Here is a 19,706-nt window from a genome sequence, read left to right as displayed (position 1 = left end):
GGGAAGGAAACACCCGGTTACATTCCGAACCCGGAAGTTAAGCTTCCCTGCGCCGATGGTACTGCACTCGGGAGGGTGTGGGAGAGTAGGTCACCGCCGGACAATCTTTATAGGAAAGGGCCCCGACGCCGAGCGTCGGGGCCCTTTCTGCATTCTGCCGCGGCGTCACTTGTCGCTGTGGGGCGCGCATAGTACGGTCGCGTCCACGAGTGGTAACCGACAGGTACGGGCATCCGTCGAGGGGGCCTGGTGAGCGAGATCTTCATCTCTTACCGTCGCGCCGACAGCGCCGCGGTGTCCGGTCGCTTGTATGCGGATCTCCAGCATGCCTTCGGAGAGTCCGCCGTCTTTATGGACACCTCCTCCATCGCTCCTGGAGCGATCTGGCCACGCAGCATCGAGGAGGCCCTCGCGCGGGCGAACGTCGTCCTGGTGGTGATGGGCCCCCAGTGGATCCGGGTGGCCAACGAGTGGGGAGAGCGGCTGATCGACCAGGAGGGCGACTGGGTGCGCCGAGAGGTCGAGACCGCACTGGCGGCCGACAAGCAGGTGATTCCCCTTCTGGTGAGCGGTGCTCGGATACCTCCGCCTGAGCGGCTGCCGGCGTCGCTGCGGAGCCTGTGCGACCGGCAGGCGGTGCCGCTGCGCGATGAGTTCTTCGAGCACGACCTGAAGCTGGTCCTGACCCAGGTCGAGGCGCGGGCGAAGCTCGTAGGGCGGCCCACCGTGGACAACTGGTATCCCCAGCCGCCCCCCGAGGTGCCGGATCCCATGAGCGAGGAGAAGCTGGCCGTGGCGTTGAAGGCGGCGCTTCGGCACTGGCAGGTGGTGGAGAGCCCCCTTCCGCAGGATGTGACGAGGACCCGGGTGGAGCTCTACCGGGAGTACCGCTTCAAGACCTTCAGAGATGCGATCGCGTTCATGAACGAGGTGGCGCCGGGGTGCGACATCGCCATCCACCATCCGCGCTGGGAGAACGTCTGGCGTCACGTACGGGTCTTTCTGACCACGTGGGACATCCAGCACCGGATCTCTGATCGCGACGTGCAGCTCGCCAAGTATTTCGACAGCGCCTACGGTGAGTTTCCCGGGGCGGATCCGCCCGAGTGACGGCGCCTTACGGGGAGCGGCACGTTGCTGAACCCGGCCGGCGGCACACTAGCGGGGCCCCGGAGGGATTCTGGATAATGATCGCGTGCTCGCGGTCGGGGCGAAGGCGATACCGCGGCTGATCATCGTGCTCGCCCTGGTCGTTCTGCTCGTGACGGCCAAGAATCAGGTGCCGGCCGTGGTCAGTGCCGTTGACGTGCCGTCGTCCGGTGTGGTCCTGGCACCGGAGCTCGTGCCTTTCAGTGCGGCCGTGCGGGGGCTGTCGTCCCCCTCGTCGCGCGTCGGATCGCCGGGCGTGCCGCGCGTGGCGGCTCGCCCTGCGACTGACAGGGCGAAGAGCGCGGCGAGGGTGCCGGCGAAGCAGATCTCGAAGCGGCTGGACCGCTTTCTGGCGGGCAGGCCGGGGCCGGTGACGGCGATGGTGAAGGAGCTGGGGACCGGGCGGGTCTACCGGTATCACGCCGGCGAGCGGCTGATCACGGCCAGCACGGCCAAGGTGCAGATCCTCATGGCGCTGCTCCTGCGTACCCCGTGGAAGAAGCTTCCCGCGGCGGTCAGGCGCGATGCGGAGAAGATGATCCGCTACAGCGACAACCACGCGGCCGACCGGCTCTGGCTGCGGATCGGGGGCGCGGCGGGGTTCAGCGCGGCGGGGAAGAAGTTCGGGTTGAGGCACACTCAGGGGGTGCCGGGGAACTGCGTCGACCTGTACTGCTGGGGGATCACGAAGACGTCCGTGGACGACCAGGTGCGGCTCATGGCTGCGCTGGTGTCGGAGAAGAGCCCGCTCAAGGCCGGGGATCGCAAGCAGGTGCTCAAGCTCATGGGCGCGGTCGTAGCCGGCCAGGACTGGGGCATCAGCGCCGCCGCGTGCCGGGGCGAGCGCGTGGCGCTGAAGAACGGCTGGCTCAAGCGCGTCTCGAACAAGCTCTGGGCCACGATCAGCGTCGGGCTGATCAGGGACGGCGGGCGTGACTACGCCGTTGCCGTACTCACCGAGGGCAGCCCTGAGGTGGGGTACGGCATCGCGACGGTCGAGGGCGTGGCCGAGCGGATCATGCGTGACTTTCGGCGATGCCAGGAGTGACCAGCCGGTAGCCCACCCCGCGTACGGTCTGGATGAGCCGGTCGTCCTCGTCGCCCAGGCGCGCCCGCAGGCGCTTGACGTGCACCGCGATCGTGTTCGTCGAGGTGTTCGCGGCGGCGTGCCAGACGTGGCGCATGATCTGCTCGCGGGTGACCGTGCGGTCGGCGTTGCGCATGAGGTACTGCAGCAGCTCGAACTCGCGCAACGGCAGGTGCACGGCCCGCCCGGCCACGCGTACCTGATAGGCCTGTACGTCCAGCTCGACCCCGCCCACGGCCAGCACCTTGCGGGACTCGGGCGAGGCCGCCTGGATGAACGGCAGCAGCTCCGGCACCCTGTAGGGTCTGGCCACGCAGGCGGCGGCGCCGGCCGCGAGCGCGCGTACCGCCTGCTCGGCGTGTCCCTCGCCGACGCCGAGCAGCACGGGCACGGCGCGGGCCCGCCGTACGGCGCGGACGAACTCGACCGCGTCGATGACCGGCAGCGTGGCCGAGACGAGCACCACGTCCGGCTGGAGGGCGCCCGCCTGCAGCAGCCCCTGAGCGCCGTCCGGGGCGCCGGTCACGGCCACGCCCTCGCGTTCGAGGGCCGTGGCCACGTCGTCCACGACGGAGTCGTCGGGGTCGGCGATGAGCAGTACGGGCTTGGTCCTCGTGTCCCCGTTCATCGTGGATGCCGCCTGCTGTTGGGTCATCAGCCGAAGCGCCCCGTGATGTAGTCCTCGGTCGCCTTCTGCGTCGGGTTGGTGAACATGCGGGACGTCTCGTCCATCTCGATGACCTTGCCGGGCTGGCCCTGAGCGGCGAGGTTGAAGAAGGCGGTCCTGTCGCTGACCCGGGCGGCCTGCTGCATGTTGTGCGTGACGATGACGATGGTGTACTTGTCCTTCAGCTTGGCCATCAGGTCCTCGATGGCCAGCGTGGAGATCGGGTCGAGGGCCGAGCACGGCTCGTCCATCAGCAGGACCTCGGGCTGGACCGCGATGGCGCGGGCGATGCAGAGGCGCTGCTGCTGACCGCCGGACAGGCCGGCGCCGGGCTTGTTGAGGCGGTCCTTGACCTCGTTCCAGAGGTTGGCGCCCTTGAGGGAGTCCTCGACGATGCCGTCCATCTCGGACCTGGAGATGCGACCCCGGTTGAGGCGGAGGCCGGCGGCCACGTTCTCGTAGATCGACATCGTGGGGAACGGGTTGGGGCGCTGGAACACCATGCCGATCAGGCGGCGGACCGAGACCGGCTCGATCGTGGGGGCGTACAGGTCGTCGCCGTCGAGCAGCACCTTGCCCTCCACCCGCGCGCCGGGGATGACCTCGTGCATGCGGTTGAGCGTGCGCAGGAACGTCGACTTGCCGCATCCCGACGGGCCGATGAAGGCGGTGATCGAGCGGGGCTCGATGGTCATGGACACGTCCTCGATCGCCTTGTGCGATCCGTAGTACGCGTCCAGGCCCGAGACCTGGATCTGCTTGGACATTGTGGTCGTTTCCCCCTATCGGCCCTTGGCAGGCGAGCGCCACCAGGCGATCAGGCGCGCCACCAGGTTGAGCAGCATGACGATCAGGATGAGCGTGAGGGCTCCGGTCCACGCCCGGTCGATGGCGGTGTCGTTCGGACGGGCCGCCTGGTCGAAGACGAAGAGCGGAAGGCCCATCTGCGGCCCGTTGAACGGGTCGTTGTTGATGGAGTTGGTGAAGAACACCGTCATCAGCAGCGGCGCCGTCTCGCCGGCGACGCGGGCCACGGCCAGCATGACACCGGTGACGATGCCGGTGAACGCGGTGGGCAGCACGACCTTGACGATGGTGCGCCACTTGGGCACGCCCAGCGCGTACGAGGCCTCGCGCAGGTCGTTCGGCACCAGCCTGAGCATCTCCTCCGCGGACCGCACGACCGTCGGCATCATCAGGATGGACAGCGCCAGCGCGCCCGCCCAGCCGGAGAACTCGAAGCCGAGGAAGAGGATCCAGAACGCGAAGACGAACAGGCCCGCAACGACGGAAGGGACGCCGGTCATGACGTCCACGAAGAAGCTGATGGAGCGGCTCAGCCGCCCGCCGTTGCCGTACTCGACCAGGTAGATGGCGGTGAGCAGGCCGATCGGCACCGAGATGAGCGAGGCCAGCAGGACCTGTTCGAGCGTGCCGATGATGGCGTGGTACGCGCCGCCGTTGGCGTCCCTGGCTCCGATGCCGTTCATGGAGTGGGTGAGGAACTCCAGGTCGAAGCGGGCCAGGCCGTTGGAGATGACCAGCCAGAGCACGGAGACGAGCGGCACCACGGCCAGCGCGAACGCCAGATAGACCAGGCCCTGGACGACCCGGTCCTTGATCCGGCGGCCGGTGGAGATGTGTTGGATCGTGGTCATGCGCCGGCCCTCGCGTACTCCTTGCGGCGGTTGATGACGAACCGCGCCGCCATGTTGACCAGCAGCGTGATCACGAACAGCACCAGGCCGGACGCGATCAGGGCGCCCCGGCCGATGTCGTTGGCCTCGCCGAAGCCGTTGGCGATGTTCGCCGCGATGCTGTTGGCGTGCGGGGTGAGGATCTGGAAGGTGATGTCGAAGGTGGCGGGGAAGATCAGCGCGACCGCGATGGTCTCGCCCATGGCGCGGCCGAGGCCGAGCATGGCGGCGCTGATGACGCCGGGGCGGCCGAACGGCAGCACGGCCATCCTGATCATTTCCCAGCGGGTCGCGCCGAGCGCGAGCGCCGCCTCCTCGTTCATCTTGGGGGCCTGGAGGAACACCTCGCGGGAGATGGCGGCGATGATCGGCAGGATCATGATGGCCAGCACGACCGAGCCGGCGAGCATGGTCTTTCCGCCGATGATGCCGTCACCGCCGAACAGCGGGAACCAGCCGAGGTTCTCGTTGAGCCACTGCGAGGGTGTCCTGAGCAGCGGCACCAGGAACGCCACGCCCCAGAGGCCGTACACCACGCTGGGCACGGCGGCGAGCAGGTCGATCAGGTAGCCGAGCGGGGCGGCCATCCTGCGCGGCGCGTAGTGCGAGATGAACAGCGCCACGCCGACCGCGATCGGGGTCGCGATGACGAGCGCGAGCAGGGAGCTGAGCACGGTGCCGAACGCCAGTGCCGCGATGCCGAACTCGCGGCTGCTGTTGGGCTCCCAGGTCAGCTCCGAGAAGAAGTTCGCCTCGTTCGCCCGCAAGGCCGGGATCGCCTCGCTGATGAGGAACACGGCGATGGCCGCCATGATCGCCAGAAGGGCGACGCCGGCCGCGGTGGACAGGTAGCGGAAGGGCGCTTCACCGCGGCTGCGCCGCGAGGCGGACCGGCTCGTGGCCGGCCCGCCGTCACGGGTACGTACGTTGGTCGCCATAGGGGATTAGGAGATCGCCTCGACCGCGGTCCGGACCTTGGTGAGCAGAGTGCCCGAGAGCGGGGCGTAGCCCAGCTCCTTGAGCGCCGCCTGGCCCTCGTCGCTGGAGGTGTACTTGAGGAACTCCTTGACGACCTTGGCCTCCTCGGCCGGCAGGCCCTTCTCGCAGGTGATCTCGTAGGTCACCAGGACGATCGGGTAGGCGCCCGCGGTCTTGGTGGCGTAGTCGATCGACAGGGCCAGGTCGTTGCCGGTGCCCTTGATCTCGGCCGTCTCGACCGTCTTGGCCGCGTTCTCGGGGGTCAGCTCGACGAACTCGCCGGCGCCGTTGGCGACCTTGGCCTTCTGCAGCGAGGAGTTCTCGGCGTAGGAGAGCTCGACGTAGCTGATGGCGCCCTCGGTGTCCTTGACGGAGGAGGCGATGCCGTCGGAGCCCTTGGAGCCCTGGCCCTTGGCCTCGGCCGGCCAGGCCTTGGCGGGCTCGTGCGGCCACTCGGCCTCGGCCGTGGCCTTGAGGAACTTCGTGAAGTTGTCGCTGGTGCCCGACTCGTCCGAGCGGTGGAACGCCTGGATCGGGGTGGAGGGCAGCGTGGCGCTGGGGTTGTCGGCCTTGATGGCGGCGTCGTCCCACTTGGTGATCTTGCTGTTGAAGATCCCGGCGAGCGTCTTGGGGGAGAGCTGCAGGCCCTCGACGCCGGGCAGGTTGTAGACGACCGCGACCGGGCCGGTCACCATCGGGATGTTGATGGCGTTGCCGGTCTTGCACCGGGCGTTGGCCTGGGCGGGCTCGTCCTCCTTCAGGGCCGAGTCGGAGCCGGCGAAGGCCACCGTGCCCTGGATGAACGCCTGCACACCCGCGCCCGAGCCGCTGGGCTGGTAGTTCAGGGTGACGCCAGGGTTCGTGGCCGTGAAGTTCTTCGTCCACTCGGTGATCGCGTTGGCCTGGGCCGAGGAGCCCGCGGCGTTGATCGTGCCACTCAGGCCACCGTTGTCGTTGCCCGCGGCGGGTGCGCCGGCGCTGGCGGAGCTGGTGCTGCCAGCGCCGGCGTTGTTGTCTGTGCCGCACGCAGCGAGCGAGAGCGCGCCGACGACGGCGACGGCGGCGAGCCGGCCTGCATACTTCACGGTTGGGTTCCTCCCACTTGGTCCTTAGTCGCCATGAAGGTATGCAGCGAAGGTGACTCAGACCCCCTATCAAGGGTGAACGTTCGGTGAACGCGCCAGGTCACCCTCATGATGGGTGCTATGACTTATCGCGTATGCCTGGTGTGCATGGGGAACATCTGCCGATCGCCGATGGCCGAGGTCGTCCTCCGTCAGACGCTCGCCGACCGCGGCCTCGGCGACCGCGTCATCGTCGAGAGCGCCGGGACCGGCGGGTGGCACGTCGGGGATCCCATGGACGAGCGGGCGCTGGAGATCCTCGCCGCGCACGGCTACGACGGCTCCACGCACCGGGCCCGGCAGTTCACCAAGGACTGGTTCGACCGCTACGACCTCGTGCTCGCCATGGACCGGGACAACCTGTCCAACCTCCGCCGGCTGGCCTCCGCCGGGGTGGAGGTGCAGCTGTTCCGCTCCTTCGACCCGGTGGCGCCGGAAGGGGCCGAGGTGCCGGATCCGTACTACGGGGGCCGGGAGGGGTTCGAGGAGGTGCTGGGGCTGGTCGAGGCCGCCTCCGAGGGGATCGCCAAGCACATCGCCGACTCGCTCGATGAGAGTCACTGAGGACCTCGGCTCGTCGCACGGCTGGCGGCTGCGGCGGGGCGTGCTGGACGACGGGCGCGAGGTGTTCGCCAAGACCGGAGCCGCCTCCGAGGTGTTCGCCTCGGAGGCGGCCGGGCTGCGCTGGCTGGGCGAGGCCGCCGCGGTGCCCGAGGTGATCGAGGTGGGCCCCGAGCGGCTCGTGCTGTCCTGGGTACGCCAGGAGCGGCCCGACGCGGCCGCCGCCGAGCGGTTCGGGCGTTCGCTGGCCCGGCTGCACAGGGCCGGGGCACCGGGCTTCGGCGCGCCGTGGGCCGGGTTCATCGCCGAGTTGCCGATGGACAACTCGCCCTGCGCCGACTGGCCGGCGTTCTACGGTGAACGGCGGGTGCTGCCGTTCCTGCGGCTCGCGCGGCTGCCTGCTGCCGACGTCGCGCTGGTGGAGCGGGCGGTGGGGCGCTTCGCCGACGTCGCGGGGCCCGCGGAGCCGCCCGCGCGGATCCACGGGGATCTGTGGAGCGGGAACGTGCTCTGGTCGGGCGGGGAAGGGGTGCTGATCGATCCGGCTGCCCATGGTGGGCATCGGGAGACGGATCTGGCCATGCTGGAGCTGTTCGGGCTGCCGTACCTGGATCGGGCGCTGGGGGCGTACCGGGAGGAGTGGCCGCTCGCGGAGGGGTGGCGGGAGCGGGTGCCGTTGCACCAGCTGCATCCGCTGCTCGTGCACGTGGTGCTGTACGGGGGGAGTTATCGGGAGAGCTTGATGAGGGCGGTGCGGCGGGTGCTGGCGCTCTGACTTGTCTTCACGGCTGCGGCGGCGTGGCGGGTGACCTGTGCCGGCGCTCGGCCGTCCTCTCGCTTGCGGTAGGCCCTCAGCCGTCCTTTCGCTTGCGGTAGGCGCGCTGCTGGCATGCGCGCGAGCAGTAGACGCGCGGACGGCCCGAGGCGGCCGGCTCCAGCGCCTTGCCGCACTCCCGGCACGTTTCGTCACGGTTTTCGTCACGCTCGCGGATGAGGGTCTCGACGCCGTCCAGGAGGCGGCGCAGGCCGAACTCGAAGGAGTCCTCCGGGTGGTCCCAGCCGCCCGACTCCCACAGGTGGGTGATCGCCGGGTAGCGGTCGAGGCGCTCGTACAGGGAGTCGCGGGATCCCCACCACTCCTGCTCGGACACGCCGCTGCGGCGCTCCTCGCGCTGCGTCTCGACCAGGACCAGGGCCTCGGCGTCCACGAAGCGGCCGAGCAGGCCGATGACCGCGATCACCTCGGACGGCCTGAGCGCGGTGCCGGTCAGCGTGGCGAGCATGTCGTCGTAGTGGGCGACCCCGTGCGGGCCCGGGAGGTGGCGGCTGCCGCGCACCTCGGCCAGCCACGGGTGCCGCCGGCGGATCTCCCACGCCTGCCTGGCGATCGCCTCCAACCGGGCGCGCCAGCCCTCCTCCTGGGGCAGGGCCTTCGGGTGCTCGCTCATGACCTCGTCGCTCATGAGATCGACGAGCTGGTCGCGGCCGGGCACGTGGCGGTAGAGCGACATGGTCGTGAAGCCCAGCCGGTCGGCGACCTTGCGCATGGACAGGCCCTCCAGGCCCTCGGCGTCGGCCAGCTCGATGGCGGCCCGCACGATCCTGCCCACGCTCAGGCCGGGGCGCGGCTCGGGCCCCTCCTGCCGCCACAACAGCTCGACGGGATCCTGGCTCATTGGCATGCCCCTAGTTTATGGTGTACTACTTCGTGTACGGCATAAACACGGTGGAGGTAGCTGAGATGTTCTACGTGTCCCCTGCAGGGGACGACTCCTGGCAGGGCTCCTTCGAGCACCCGTTCCGGACCCTGGAGCGGGCCCGGTCCGCGGCTCGCGAGGTTCCCGGCGGGGTCGTCGTGCGGCTGAGGGGCGGCACGCACGTGCTGACCCGGCCGTTCGAGCTCACGGAGGCCGACTCGGGGACGGTCTACGAGGCGTACGGCCACGGGACCGCCGGGCGGGAGGAGGCGGTGGTGAGCGGCGGCCGGCAGATCACGGGGTGGCGGGAGCGCGACGGCGTCTGGCTGGCCGAGGTCGGCGACCTGGAGATCCGCCAGCTCTACGTGGACGGCCGCCGGGCCGCCCGCGCCGCCATCCCCGGCCTGCCGGGGGCGGCGGAGGCGACCGGGACGGGATACGTCACGGACAGCGCCGAGCCGCTCGGGTGGCGGAGCGCCGAGTTCGTCCACCGGGGCGTCTACCCGTGGACGGAGGCGCGGCTGCGGATGGACCGGGTCGCGGCCGACGGGGAGCGGACGGTGATCACCATGGCCCAGCCCGGGTTCGGGTGGGCCATGGAGCTGTACAACTCCGTTTGGGAGGGCAACACCTCCCGCGGTCCCGGCCTGCCGACGGCGATCGAGAACGACCCGGGGTTCCTGCGCGAGCCGGGCACGTTCGTGCTCGACCGGTCGCGGCCGGGGGGTCACGTGCTGATGTACCTGCCGCTTCCCGGTGAGGACCCCGCGCGCACGACGGTGGTCGCGCCGGTCCTGGAGACGCTGGTGCGGGTCGCGGGGGCGCGGGACGTGGCGTTCAAGGGGCTGGTGTTCGCCGACGCCACGTGGTTGCGGCCCGGCCGTCCCAAAGGGTTCGTGCACTACCACGGGAGCGGCTACTACGAGGGTGGCGGGGTCGAGACCGCCGTTCTGGGGGAGGGCGCCTCCGTGACGTATCCAACGGATTCCGTCACGATCCCGGCCTGCGTGCGGTTCGAGGAGACGACGGGGGCGCGGGTCGAGGGGTGCCGGTTCACCCGGCTCGGGGCCTCCGGGCTGGGCGTCTCCGGGGGCGAAGGGCTCACGGTACGCGGCTGCGACTTCGACACGCTGTCCGCCGGGGGCATCGTGGTGTCCGGCAGCCGGGGCACCACCGTCGAGGACAACCGGGTGCGGCAGGTCGGGCTGGAGTTCAGCGGGTCGCCGGGGATCGCCGTGACCGGCACGCACGGTTGCGTCGTCGCGAACAACGAAGTCAGCCAGGTGCCTCACTGCGGCATCGTCGCCGGCGCGGGCGAGGGCACCAGGATCCTGCGCAACCTGACCGTGGACACCATGCAGGTGCTCGCCGACGGAGGCGGGGTGTACATGAGCGGGCCCCAGGGGGAGGGGGCCGAGGTGCGGGGGAACGTGATCAGGGACACGCGCACGCCGTACAACTTCGGGCTCTACCTCGACTACGGCGCCAGCGGGGTGACCGTCGAGGAGAACGTCGTCATGCGCGCCGACAACACGTCCGTCCTGCACGTGGGGCCCCCGCTGGAGAACGTCGTCTTCCGGGGCAACTTCTGGGACGCCGACCCGCTCGGGCACGACGATCCGCCGAGCGGGGTCACGTACGAGGGGAACGTGACCATCAAAGATGAACGCGAGCTGAACGCCGCGACCGAGGACCTCCGGTCGCGGGCGGGTCTGCTGCGGCCCAGGAGCTAAGAGCTTCTGATCGTGGTGCCGTTGAGGCGGTTGATCACCTCGTTGTGCAGGATGCCGTTCGTGCACACCAGGCTGCCGCCCTCCAGGCCCTTCACCCCGGCGGTGTCGGTCCAGACGCCGCCGGCCTCCTCGACGATCACGGTGAGCGCGGCCATGTCCCACGGGGACAGCTCCGGCTCGGCCGACAGGTCCACCGAGCCTTCGGCGACCATCATGTGCGACCAGAAGTCGCCGTACGCCCGCGTGCGCCAGCAGGCGCGGCTGAGGTCGAGGAAGTTGTCGAGCTTGCCCCGCTTCTCCCAGCCGCCGAAGCTCGAATAGGAGAACGAGGCGTCCTCCAGGGCGGACACGGAGGACACCTGCATGCGGGACGCCTTGGTCAGGCTCTTGCCCGTCCACGCCCCGCCCTCGGTCGCCGCCCACCAGCGCCGGCCGAGGGCGGGGGCCGACACCAGGCCGACGACGACCTTGCCGTACTCCATGAGCGCGATCAGCGTGGCCCAGACCGGCACGCCGCGTACGTAGTTCTTGGTGCCGTCGATGGGGTCGATGATCCACGACCGGGCGCCCCACCCGGTCTTGCCGAACTCCTCGCCCACCACGGCGTCGCGCGGCCTGGCGCGGCGCAGCGTGCCACGGATGGCCTCCTCCACGGCACGGTCGGCGTCGCTGACCGGCGTCAGATCGGGCTTGGTCTCGACCTTCAGGTCGACCGCCTTGAACCGCCGCATGGTCAGGTCATCGGCGGCGTCCGCCATGACATGAGCGAGGCGAAGATCATCGTTATAACCCTGCACGGTGGCCCACGCTACCGTGTCGGGTATAGAGAGCATCAGTCGCTAAAGCCCCTTTTCTGGTAACTCGCGTTCCAGTTACTCGCCGGTAGCATGGTCGGTATGTCGGTAGATGTCGGTGGCCTCCTGCTGGATACAGTTCCGTTTGCCCGGACTTTGGGGATCGTCTTCGAGACGGTCGAGGACGGGCGGGCGGTCTGCCGCGTGCCGGACCGTCCGGAGCAGCGCAACCACGTGTCAGGGCCGCACGCCGGGGTGCTCTTCACGCTCGCGGAGTCCGCGTCGGGGGCCGCCGTGCTGTCGTCGCTGGGCGACCAGCTCAGCCGGGCGGTGCCGCTGCCCACCACGGCCACCATCGAGTACCGGAAGGTGGCGCTGGGGGAGGTGCGGGCCGAGGCCCGGCTGCTCGCCTCGCGCGAGGAGGTCGTGGCGAGACTGGACGCGGGGGAGCGGCCGGTGTTCGACGTGGCGGTGGAGATCACCGACGCGGGCGGCACCGTGGTGTCGGCCCTGACCGTCACCTGGACCCTCCGCCCGAACCGGCCCCGCTGAGCCGGCGGCGCTTCCCGCCCGCATTCGTCCCGGCTGCCGCCTACGGTCGCCGCGTTCCCGCCTGCGAAGCGCCGTGTTGCCCCCGCGTTCCTCACGGACCGTGCTCCTGCGGCCCGCGGATGGGCTGGCGAGTGTGAGCTGGTGCCGACCGTCGGATGAGCCGCGGTGACGGCGGCGAGGCGCATCGTCAGGAGGCGTCGTTGGGCAGGGGCGCGGGTCAGGGGCGCCGCTCGGTGGGGCTCAGGGTGGGGGCGTCGTTCGGGACAGAGGTGGGTCAGGAGGCGTCGTTCGGGACGGGCTCGCGGCGGGGGGTGGACGGGTCGTCCGGGGTGCCCTCGCGGCTGGACAGGAGGCGGCGCAGGGACTCCAGGCGGGCGGGGTCGGCGTTGCCGGCCGCGACCCAGGCGTCCAGCGCGCAGTCCTCGTCCAGGTGGGTGCAGCCCTTCGGGCAGGTGACCGTGCCCTCCACCAGGTCGGGGAAGGCTGCCAGCACCGTCTCCACCGACACGTGCGCCAGGCCGAAGCTGCGCACGCCCGGCGTGTCGATGATCCAGCCGCCCTCGGGCAGCTCCAGGGCCACGGCCGAGGTGGAGGTGTGGCGGCCGCGGCCGGTGACGGCGTTGACCTGGGAGACGGCGCGGTTGGCGTCGGGGACCAGGGCGTTGACCAGCGTCGACTTGCCGACGCCCGAATGGCCCACCAGGACGCTGATGCGGCCGGCCAGGTGATCGCGCAGCTCGTCCAGGGAGCCGCCCTTGTGGACCACGACGTGCGACACGCCCAACGGCTCGTAGAGCGCCACCAGCTCGTCGGGCGGCGCGAGGTCGGACTTGGTGAGGCAGAGCAGGGTGTCGATCTCGGCGTCGAAGGCCGCCACGAGGATCCTGTCGATCATGCGGGGGCGCGGCGGCGGGTCGGCCAGGGCGGTCACGATGACGAGCTGGTCGGCGTTGGCCACGACCGGCCGCTCGATGCCGTCGGTGTCTTCCGTGTCGTCGGCCGAGCGGCGCAGCATCGACGTGCGCGGCTCCACGCGTACGACTCTGGCCAGCGTGTCCGGGCGGCCCGAGACGTCTCCCACCAGGGCCACCCTGTCGCCCACGACGATGCCCTTGCGGCCCAGCTCGCGGGCCTTCATGGCGATCACGAGCCGGCGCTGCGGCGGCTTGCGTTTCTGGGCCGAGCCCTTGGGGCGCTCCGGCTCGACCAGCGTCGTGTAGCGGCCCCGGTCGACGGCCACCACGAACCCTTCAACGGCGTCCTCGTGCGCAGGACGGATCCGGGTCCTGGGCCGGGAACCCTTGCCCGGCCTGACCCGTACGTCGTCCTCGTCGTACTGCCGCTTGCTCAGCGGTCCGCTCCCATGCGCTCGCTTCCCCTCTGTGCTTGTGCTGTGTGCGTGCGGTGGTGATGGCCGGGCCGCGTGGCCAGGCCGTCGCGCCGGCGTGCCTCACCTGTGCCGCCGGCGAAGGGCCGGCCCGCACCACCGATGGCTGTCGCCGTGGAGCTCTCCGGTGGGAGGAAGGCCCCCGTGGTGCTCCATCGTGCGCGGCCCGTGCTGGTGGGGCGCCGGCCGGCGTGGCCGTGCCCTGCTGAGCGCCGGCGTGCGTGGCCGGGGCTCGTGAGGGGACGGCCCGTGCGGGCGGTGTCGAACGTGTGCGTGCGGGTGTAGCCGATATCGATGCTGCGGACGCCATCCTGCGCTGGGCGGACGGCGGTGTCTTGCTGGTGGATCATCTCTTCTTCGCCATGCTGGCAGCGCGCGGTCACGTGCCGCCCCTCCCCGAAGTGCCCGGCGTGCTCCTGGCGAAACCAGCCGTCAGGTGACGGTGTCGGCCGGCCCTGATCGCGGAGGTCATCGGGCTTCCAGCATCGCCGTCCACATCTGGACGAACTCTGGCAGGGTCTTGGCGGTCGTCGCGACGTTCTCCACCTCGACGTCCGGCACCGCCAGGCCGATCACGGCTCCCGCCGTGGCCATGCGGTGGTCGTCGTAGCTGTGGAAGGTGCCGCCGTGCAGGGGGCGGGGGCGGATGATCAGGCCGTCCTCCGTCTCCTCGGCGTCGCCTCCGAGGCGGTTGATCTCGGTGGCGAGGGCGGCGAGGCGGTCGGTCTCGTGGCCGCGCAGGTGGGACACTCCCCGGATGCGGCTCGGGGTCGAGGCCAGCGCCGCCAGGGCGGCGATCGTCGGGGTCAGCTCGCCCACGTCGTGCAGGTCGGTGTCGATGCCGGTGATCCGACCCGTGCCCGTGACCACCAGGTCGGCGGTGCCCGGCCCCGTGGAGCCGTCGGAACCGGCGGGGACGTCGATGCCCGTGGCATCCGCCGAGTCGGAGTCTGCCGGTGCGTGTGTGCCCGGGGCGCCCGCCGAGTCGGGGCCGGCCGGTGCGCGGGTCACCGTGGCGCCCATGGCGGTGAGCAGGTCGCGCAGGGCGTCGCCTGCTTGCGTGGTGCGCAGCGGCCAGGCGGGGATCGTGACCGTGCCGCCCGTCACCAGGGCAGCCGCCAGGAACGGCGCCGCGTTGGACAGGTCGGGCTCCACCGTCATGTCTCTGGCCGCGATCGGGCCGGGCTCCACCCGCCACACGTCGCGCTCGCCGTCGTCGACCCTGACGCCCACCGCCCTGAGCATCTCCACCGTCATCTCGATGTGCGGCAGCGAGGGCACCGGCGGGCCTACGTGGCGGATCGTGATGCCCTTCCCGAAGCGCGCGGCCGCCAGCAGCAGGCCCGAGACGAACTGCGACGAGCCCGACGCGTCGAGCGTGACCTCGCCGCCCGCCGGCGGCCCGCTGATCGTGAACGGCAGCGCGTCGTTGTCGATCCTCGCCCCCAGCGAGCGCAGGGCGTCGAGGATGGGGCCCATCGGGCGCTTGCGGGCGTGCGGGTCGCCGTCGAAGGAGACGGGGCCGTCGGCCAGGGCGGCCACCGGGGGCACGAACCGCATGACCGTGCCCGCCAGGCCGACGTCGATGTGGGCGCCGCCGCGGACCGGGCCGGGCGTCACCTGCCAGTCGACGCCCGCCGAGGTCTCCCGCACGGCCACCAGCGTGGTGCCCAGGGCCCGCAGCGCCGCCACCATCAGATCGGCGTCGCGGCTGCGCAGCGCCTGGCGCACGACTCCCGGGCCGTCGGCGAGCGCGGCGAGGAGGAGCGCGCGGTTGGTCACCGACTTGGAGCCGGGCAGCGGGACGGTGGCGGAGACCGGGGTGGTCGCCGTCGGCGCGGGCCAGTGCGGAGCGGGCATGGTCAAAGAGTACTGGCCGTGGCGGGGCGGGGGTCACAGCCTGTGGATGACGACTGCCGCGCTGTCGCGACCTGTGGATGGACGCTGGAAGACAGCTCGTACGGCTGCGCGGCCCCCGGCCTCCCGGGCGGACGAACCGCACGCGGCAGACATGCGGGCGAAAGCCGGACGTGGCAGTGTGGGGTCATGTGCGGTAGATACGCCTCGGCGCGCAAGAAGCACGAGCTGCTCGAGGAGTTCCAGGTCGAGCAGGACGGCGAGCCCGACAAGGAGCTCAACGCCGACTACAACGTCGCGCCCACCAAGAACGTCTACGCCGTGCTGAGCCGCGTGCCCAAGGAGGCCGAGCGGGCGGTGCGGCAGCTCAGGATCGTGAAGTGGGGCCTGGTGCCGGCGTGGGCCAAGGACCCGTCGATCGGATCGCGGATGATCAACGCGAGGGCCGAGACGCTGGCCGAGAAGCCGTCGTTCCGGCAGGCGTTCGCCAAGCGCAGGTGCCTGCTGCCGGCCGACGGTTACTTCGAGTGGATGCCCGTCGAGGGCGAGAAGAAGAAGAAACAGCCGTATTTCATCCACCCCTCCGACGGCGGGGTGCTGGCCATGGCGGGCCTGTACGAATTCTGGAAGGACCCGTCGCGGGACGACGATGACCCGCTCAAGTGGCTGGTCACCTGCACCGTCATCACCACGAACGCCGAGGACAAGCTCGGCCGCATCCACGACAGGATGCCCATGATGATCGAGCGGGAGCGCTGGGCGGAGTGGCTCGACCCCAAGCTCACCGACACCGAGCAGGCGGGGGCGCTGCTGGTGCCGGCCGAGCCGGGGCGGCTGACCGCGTACGCGGTGTCAACGGACGTGAACAACGTCCGGAACAATGGCCCGGACCTCATCAAACCGCTCCCTGAGGGGGAGGAAACCGCGCTTTTCTAAAGGTGTAAGAAGCGCGGTTAGTGGGCATCCGGTGAGGAAAGCGATGCATCCGTTTACTCGGTGTCACCGCCAGCAAATGCCCCCTAATTGCACCGGGCGGGACATCCGGGGAAGTCCTAGCCGCGGGTTGCCCTCATTCTCCCGGAGGTGCGGATTCGTGGACGTCACGACCGCTCGTGAGCGGCTGGAAGAAATGCTCGCGGAACTGGACCGTTCGATCGGAGTTCTCCAGGGCGACCCCGTCGCCGTGCGTGAGCACTCCGCGGCGGACGCCGGCTCCGACCTGACCGACGCCGACCGCGCCCAGGCCATGCTGACCGTGGCCACGACGCAGCGCCAGGCGATCATGGAGGCGCTCAAGCGCATCGACGAAGGCGTGTACGGCAGGTGCGTCGACTGCGGCAGCCCGGTGCCGGAGGGCCGGTTGGAGGCCCGTCCGGAGGCCGCGCGCTGCGTGCAGTGCCAGGGCAAGCGGGAACGCCGCCGCTGAGGACGTACGCTCGCCGCCGGACACGAAGAACGGCGGCACGGCAACTCAGACGGGTCGCCCCAAGCGGGGCGGGCCTCCGGCGGGTCCCTAGTGGGGACGGCGGGCGCTGGCCACCAGGTGGATGCCCACCGTGTCGTCGTCGTTGGGCTGGGCTTCGAGCTCGGTGCGCACCAGGTAGTTGAGCGCCCGCGCGTCGGAGCTCAGCACGTGGTCGACCGTGGACGGCGACAGCACGGTGCGCGGGCGCATCCACTCCACCTCCAGCCCGGCCCCGACCAGCAGCTCGCGCAGCTGCCCGCTGCTGAAGCAGCGCGTGATGCTGCCGTCGGGCCAGGGCACGAGCATGACCTCGCCGGTCTGCCGCAGATGCTGCCACTGCTCCTGCTCGGCCAGGATCGCCATGCCCAGCACCAGCGAGTCGACGCACACCAGCGCCCGGCCGCCGGGCCGCAGGACCCTGGCCACGTCGCTCATCGCCGACTCGGCCATCAGCTCGATCGACATCACCCGCTCCTCGGCGAGCACCGCGTCGACGCTCGCGTCGGGCAGGAAGGCCAGGTCGTCGGCGCGTACGTGGCGGACGCGGTCGGCGTCGCGGAGCCGGGACTGCCCGTCGGGGGTCCGCCGGAAGTCGAGCACCTCGATCACCCTGTGCCCCAGCCTGGCGGCCTGACCGGACCACTTGCCACGACCGCCGGAGAGATCGAGGATCACTGAGGGTTCGCCGGGGAGCCATCGGTTGAGTTGTTCGGCGGCAACGGCGCGGTAGAAGGTCCAGTACGGCCCGAGCGTCCCTGAGCCGTTCAGTTCCTCGGCCGGAATGGGCAGCACACGCGACTCCTGGGTTCCGGAAAAAGGGCTACCAGCCGGTACGTATGACGTTCCCCGCACCGGGTCCTTCGTACCTTCTATCTTGCGGGAACAGACAAGGGCGCGGGCGTGTTGCGACGAGCATGCTCACATTGGTAGAACCCCAGCCCGCTGACCGACTGGTCACGGGCCAGCGGGTATCCTCCCCTGAGTACGGTGTTCCGCCACAGCCGGCCACCGGTGATCTTAGGGGGGTGGGTCCGGTGCCCGCGACAGGCGCGGAGACGCTGGAGCAGCGAAGCGAGCGATTCGAGCGCGACGTCATGCCGTATCTCGAGCAGCTCTACTCCGCCGCGCTCCGGATGACCCGAAATCCCGCGGACGCGGAGGACCTGCTGCAGGAGACCTTCGCCAAGGCGTTCGCGTCGTTCCACCAGTTCCAGCAGGGCACGAATCTCAAGGCGTGGCTCTACCGGATCCTCACCAACACCTTCATCAACAGCTATCGCAAGAAGCAGCGGGAGCCGAAGCAGTCGGGCACGGAGGAGATCGAGGACTGGCAGCTGGCGCGCGCCGAGTCCCACACCTCGAGCGGGCTGAAGTCGGCCGAGGTGGAGGCGCTGGAGCACCTGCCCGACGGTGACATCAAGCAGGCGCTCGCGGCCCTTCCCGAAGAGTTCAGGATCGCCGTCTACCTGGCCGACGTCGAAGGCTTCCCTTATAAGGAGATCGCCGACATCATGGGCACTCCGATCGGCACCGTGATGTCGAGGCTGCACAGAGGGCGCAGGCAGCTCCGGGGCCTCCTAGAGGACTATGCTCGCGAGCGTGGCCTGGTCCCGGCGGAGGGATCGAAATGAGCTGTGGAAACCCGCATGACACCGACTGTCGCGAGGTCCTCGACAAGGTGTACTCCTACCTCGACGGTGAGCTGACCGAGGGGGACGTCGCGGAGATCCGCGTGCACCTCGACGAGTGCAGCCCGTGCCTGAAGGAGTACGACCTCGACAAGGCCATCAAGGCGCTCGTGCACAAGCACTGCGGCTGTGACCCGGTCCCGGCGGACCTGCGCTCGAAGGTGCTGGCCCGCATCGCCCAGGTGAGGTCCGAGCTCGCCGACTGAAGGCTCGCCGACCAGAAGGCTCGCCGGCTGACGGCGGGCCGGCCGGCCGGAGGGGCTGTCCGACGGGAAGGGCCGGACGACTAGGATCTCCTGCATGCGTGTTCTGGTCACCGGGGGTGCCGGCTTCATCGGTTCGAATCTCGTCGATCGCCTCCTGGCCGACGGGCACGAGGTGCACGTCGTGGACGACCTGTCGTCCGGCACGCGCGACAACCTGGTGGAGGCCGCGGGCAGCGACCGGTTCCGGCTGCACGAGATGGACATCAGGGACCCGGCGCTGATCGGGCTGATGGCCGAGCTGCAGCCCGAGGTCGTCTGCCACCTGGCCGCGCAGATCAGCGTGCGCAAGAGCGTGACCGACCCGGCCCACGACGCCAGGCTCAACGTCGAGGGCACGGCGGCCGTGCTGAACGCCGCCCACGAGGGGCGCACGCGCAAGGTGGTGTTCGCCTCGTCGGTGGCCGTCTACGGCCGCCCCGCCACGATCCCCGTGCCCGGCGACGCGGCCACGGACCCGCGCTCGCCGTACGCCGCCTCCAAGCTCAGCGGCGAGATCTACCTCGCCACGTTCCGCGCGCTGTACGGCATCGAGTACACGACGCTGGTGCTCTCCAACGTCTACGGCCCGCGCCAGTCGCCCGACGGCGAGGCGGGCGTGGTGGCCATCTTCACCGACGCCCTGATCAACGGCACGCCCACCGTCCTCTACGGCGACGGCACCCAGACCCGCGACTACGTCTACGTCGGCGACGTGGTCGACGGCTTCGTCAGGGCGTGCGGGGCCGACGGCAACGGCCGCCGCTTCAACCTCGGCACCGGCATCCAGACCACCGACCGGCGGCTGCACTCGCTGATCGCCGACGCCGCCGGTGCCCAGGACAAGCCCGGTTTCGCGCCGCCGCGCGTGGGCGACCTGCCGGCGATGGCGGTCGATCCGGTGCCCGCCCACGAGGGGCTCGGCTGGCAGCCGCGTACGGACCTGTCGACCGGGGTGAAGAAGACCGTCGAGTGGGCGGCGAGCCGTTGCGCGAAGTAGTGGCTTGATTACGCTTTGCTTGCGATTT

At 70.4% G+C, this 19,706-nt stretch carries 21 protein-coding genes and 1 rRNA gene; 12 read left to right on the top strand and 10 right to left on the bottom strand.

All coding sequences use genetic code 11. The features are described from left to right. From rrf to ACBJ32_RS29465, 3 genes are all read left to right on the top strand, one after another. Positions 1–102 (top strand): 5S ribosomal RNA (rrf, locus tag ACBJ32_RS29475); the annotation flags it as partial. Between the two features lie 147 nt (positions 103–249). Then, on the top strand, positions 250–1,110 hold the full coding sequence (locus ACBJ32_RS29470; RefSeq protein WP_375129433.1) for a 4a-hydroxytetrahydrobiopterin dehydratase: 861 nt from the start codon (positions 250–252) through the stop codon (positions 1,108–1,110). An 85-nt stretch (positions 1,111–1,195) separates the two neighbouring features. Beyond that, positions 1,196–2,197: a serine hydrolase gene (locus ACBJ32_RS29465; protein WP_375129432.1), complete on the top strand. Its 1,002-nt coding sequence runs from the start codon at positions 1,196–1,198 to the stop codon at positions 2,195–2,197. Here ACBJ32_RS29465 and ACBJ32_RS29460 read toward each other — a convergent pair. Genes ACBJ32_RS29460 through pstS form a run of 5 tightly spaced genes read right to left on the bottom strand, consistent with a single transcriptional unit; the run spans position 2,166 to position 6,663 of the window. Then, on the bottom strand, positions 2,166–2,891 hold the full coding sequence (locus ACBJ32_RS29460) for a response regulator transcription factor (RefSeq protein ID WP_357871675.1): 726 nt from the start codon (positions 2,889–2,891) through the stop codon (positions 2,166–2,168). The two genes, ACBJ32_RS29465 and ACBJ32_RS29460, sit on opposite strands and share 32 nt — an antisense overlap. Further along, complete coding sequence (gene pstB / locus ACBJ32_RS29455; protein WP_357871678.1) at positions 2,891–3,670, bottom strand: phosphate ABC transporter ATP-binding protein PstB; 780 nt, start codon at positions 3,668–3,670, stop codon at positions 2,891–2,893. Before pstB ends, ACBJ32_RS29460 begins: the two co-directional genes overlap by 1 nt. 15 nt (positions 3,671–3,685) lie before the next feature. After that, the gene (gene pstA / locus ACBJ32_RS29450; protein WP_357871680.1) at positions 3,686–4,561 is read right to left on the bottom strand and encodes a phosphate ABC transporter permease PstA; all 876 of its coding nucleotides are present in this window, start codon (positions 4,559–4,561) and stop codon (positions 3,686–3,688) included. Continuing rightward, the gene (gene pstC, locus ACBJ32_RS29445) at positions 4,558–5,538 is read right to left on the bottom strand and encodes a phosphate ABC transporter permease subunit PstC (protein ID WP_375129431.1); all 981 of its coding nucleotides are present in this window, start codon (positions 5,536–5,538) and stop codon (positions 4,558–4,560) included. The genes pstA and pstC overlap by 4 nt, the downstream gene beginning before the upstream one ends. Before the next feature lie 6 nt (positions 5,539–5,544). Beyond that, on the bottom strand, positions 5,545–6,663 hold the full coding sequence (gene pstS / locus ACBJ32_RS29440) for a phosphate ABC transporter substrate-binding protein PstS (protein WP_357871686.1): 1,119 nt from the start codon (positions 6,661–6,663) through the stop codon (positions 5,545–5,547). A 120-nt stretch (positions 6,664–6,783) separates the two neighbouring features. Between pstS and ACBJ32_RS29435 the strand changes: the two genes are divergently transcribed. Together ACBJ32_RS29435 and ACBJ32_RS29430 are read left to right on the top strand one after the other, a co-directional pair. After that, a complete protein-coding gene (locus ACBJ32_RS29435; RefSeq protein WP_375129430.1) occupies positions 6,784–7,266 on the top strand; it encodes a low molecular weight protein-tyrosine-phosphatase in 483 nt (160 codons plus the stop codon). Continuing rightward, entirely contained in the window at positions 7,253–8,038 is a 786-nt protein-coding gene (locus tag ACBJ32_RS29430; protein WP_375129429.1) for a fructosamine kinase family protein, read from the top strand. The genes ACBJ32_RS29435 and ACBJ32_RS29430 overlap by 14 nt, the downstream gene beginning before the upstream one ends. Before the next feature lie 76 nt (positions 8,039–8,114). Here the strand turns inward: ACBJ32_RS29430 and ACBJ32_RS29425 are convergent, their stop codons facing one another. Continuing rightward, the gene (locus tag ACBJ32_RS29425; protein WP_375129428.1) at positions 8,115–8,945 is read right to left on the bottom strand and encodes a TetR/AcrR family transcriptional regulator; all 831 of its coding nucleotides are present in this window, start codon (positions 8,943–8,945) and stop codon (positions 8,115–8,117) included. A 68-nt stretch (positions 8,946–9,013) separates the two neighbouring features. Between ACBJ32_RS29425 and ACBJ32_RS29420 the strand changes: the two genes are divergently transcribed. Then, the gene (locus ACBJ32_RS29420) at positions 9,014–10,693 is read left to right on the top strand and encodes a right-handed parallel beta-helix repeat-containing protein (RefSeq protein ID WP_375129427.1); all 1,680 of its coding nucleotides are present in this window, start codon (positions 9,014–9,016) and stop codon (positions 10,691–10,693) included. Here the strand turns inward: ACBJ32_RS29420 and hisN are convergent. Continuing rightward, positions 10,690–11,526, bottom strand: coding sequence for a histidinol-phosphatase (hisN, locus tag ACBJ32_RS29415; protein WP_375129426.1), 837 nt, complete (start codon positions 11,524–11,526; stop codon positions 10,690–10,692). The genes ACBJ32_RS29420 and hisN overlap by 4 nt on opposite strands. Before the next feature lie 54 nt (positions 11,527–11,580). Here hisN and ACBJ32_RS29410 point away from each other — a divergent pair, with 54 nt between their 5' ends. Further along, a complete protein-coding gene (locus ACBJ32_RS29410; RefSeq protein ID WP_375129424.1) occupies positions 11,581–12,039 on the top strand; it encodes a DUF4442 domain-containing protein in 459 nt (152 codons plus the stop codon). Positions 12,040–12,313: 274 nt separating this feature from the next. Here the strand turns inward: ACBJ32_RS29410 and rsgA are convergent, their stop codons facing one another. Both rsgA and aroA read right to left on the bottom strand, forming a co-directional pair. Then, entirely contained in the window at positions 12,314–13,390 is a 1,077-nt protein-coding gene (gene rsgA / locus ACBJ32_RS29405; RefSeq protein ID WP_375129444.1) for a ribosome small subunit-dependent GTPase A, read from the bottom strand. Positions 13,391–13,894: 504 nt separating this feature from the next. Beyond that, positions 13,895–15,286: a 3-phosphoshikimate 1-carboxyvinyltransferase gene (gene aroA, locus ACBJ32_RS29400; protein WP_375129423.1), complete on the bottom strand. Its 1,392-nt coding sequence runs from the start codon at positions 15,284–15,286 to the stop codon at positions 13,895–13,897. Positions 15,287–15,472: 186 nt separating this feature from the next. Here aroA and ACBJ32_RS29395 point away from each other — a divergent pair, with 186 nt between their 5' ends. Both ACBJ32_RS29395 and ACBJ32_RS29390 read left to right on the top strand, forming a co-directional pair. Continuing rightward, the gene (locus ACBJ32_RS29395; RefSeq protein WP_375129422.1) at positions 15,473–16,219 is read left to right on the top strand and encodes an SOS response-associated peptidase; all 747 of its coding nucleotides are present in this window, start codon (positions 15,473–15,475) and stop codon (positions 16,217–16,219) included. 157 nt (positions 16,220–16,376) lie between these two features. Next, a complete protein-coding gene (locus ACBJ32_RS29390) occupies positions 16,377–16,709 on the top strand; it encodes a TraR/DksA family transcriptional regulator (RefSeq protein WP_375129421.1) in 333 nt (110 codons plus the stop codon). 87 nt (positions 16,710–16,796) lie between these two features. On the opposite strand, the gene ACBJ32_RS29385 is transcribed toward ACBJ32_RS29390, so the two are convergent. Beyond that, the gene (locus ACBJ32_RS29385) at positions 16,797–17,540 is read right to left on the bottom strand and encodes a class I SAM-dependent methyltransferase (protein WP_375129420.1); all 744 of its coding nucleotides are present in this window, start codon (positions 17,538–17,540) and stop codon (positions 16,797–16,799) included. Positions 17,541–17,773: 233 nt separating this feature from the next. On the opposite strand from ACBJ32_RS29385, the gene ACBJ32_RS29380 reads away from it, so the two are divergent. The 3 genes from ACBJ32_RS29380 to ACBJ32_RS29370 all read left to right on the top strand — a co-directional run bounded on the left by ACBJ32_RS29380 (position 17,774) and on the right by ACBJ32_RS29370 (position 19,678). Next, the gene (locus ACBJ32_RS29380) at positions 17,774–18,379 is read left to right on the top strand and encodes a sigma-70 family RNA polymerase sigma factor (RefSeq protein ID WP_043624264.1); all 606 of its coding nucleotides are present in this window, start codon (positions 17,774–17,776) and stop codon (positions 18,377–18,379) included. Beyond that, a complete protein-coding gene (gene rsrA, locus ACBJ32_RS29375) occupies positions 18,376–18,642 on the top strand; it encodes a mycothiol system anti-sigma-R factor (protein WP_225269233.1) in 267 nt (88 codons plus the stop codon). Before ACBJ32_RS29380 ends, rsrA begins: the two co-directional genes overlap by 4 nt. Before the next feature lie 94 nt (positions 18,643–18,736). After that, the gene (locus ACBJ32_RS29370) at positions 18,737–19,678 is read left to right on the top strand and encodes an NAD-dependent epimerase/dehydratase family protein (RefSeq protein ID WP_375129419.1); all 942 of its coding nucleotides are present in this window, start codon (positions 18,737–18,739) and stop codon (positions 19,676–19,678) included. Positions 19,679–19,706: the final 28 nt, after the last annotated feature.

The organism is Nonomuraea sp. GTA35 (assembly GCF_041950525.1).
Lineage (GTDB): Bacteria > Actinomycetota > Actinomycetes > Streptosporangiales > Streptosporangiaceae > Nonomuraea.
The sequence above is the reverse complement of the archived record's forward strand: the minus strand, read 5'-3'. Positions and strand labels throughout refer to the sequence as shown.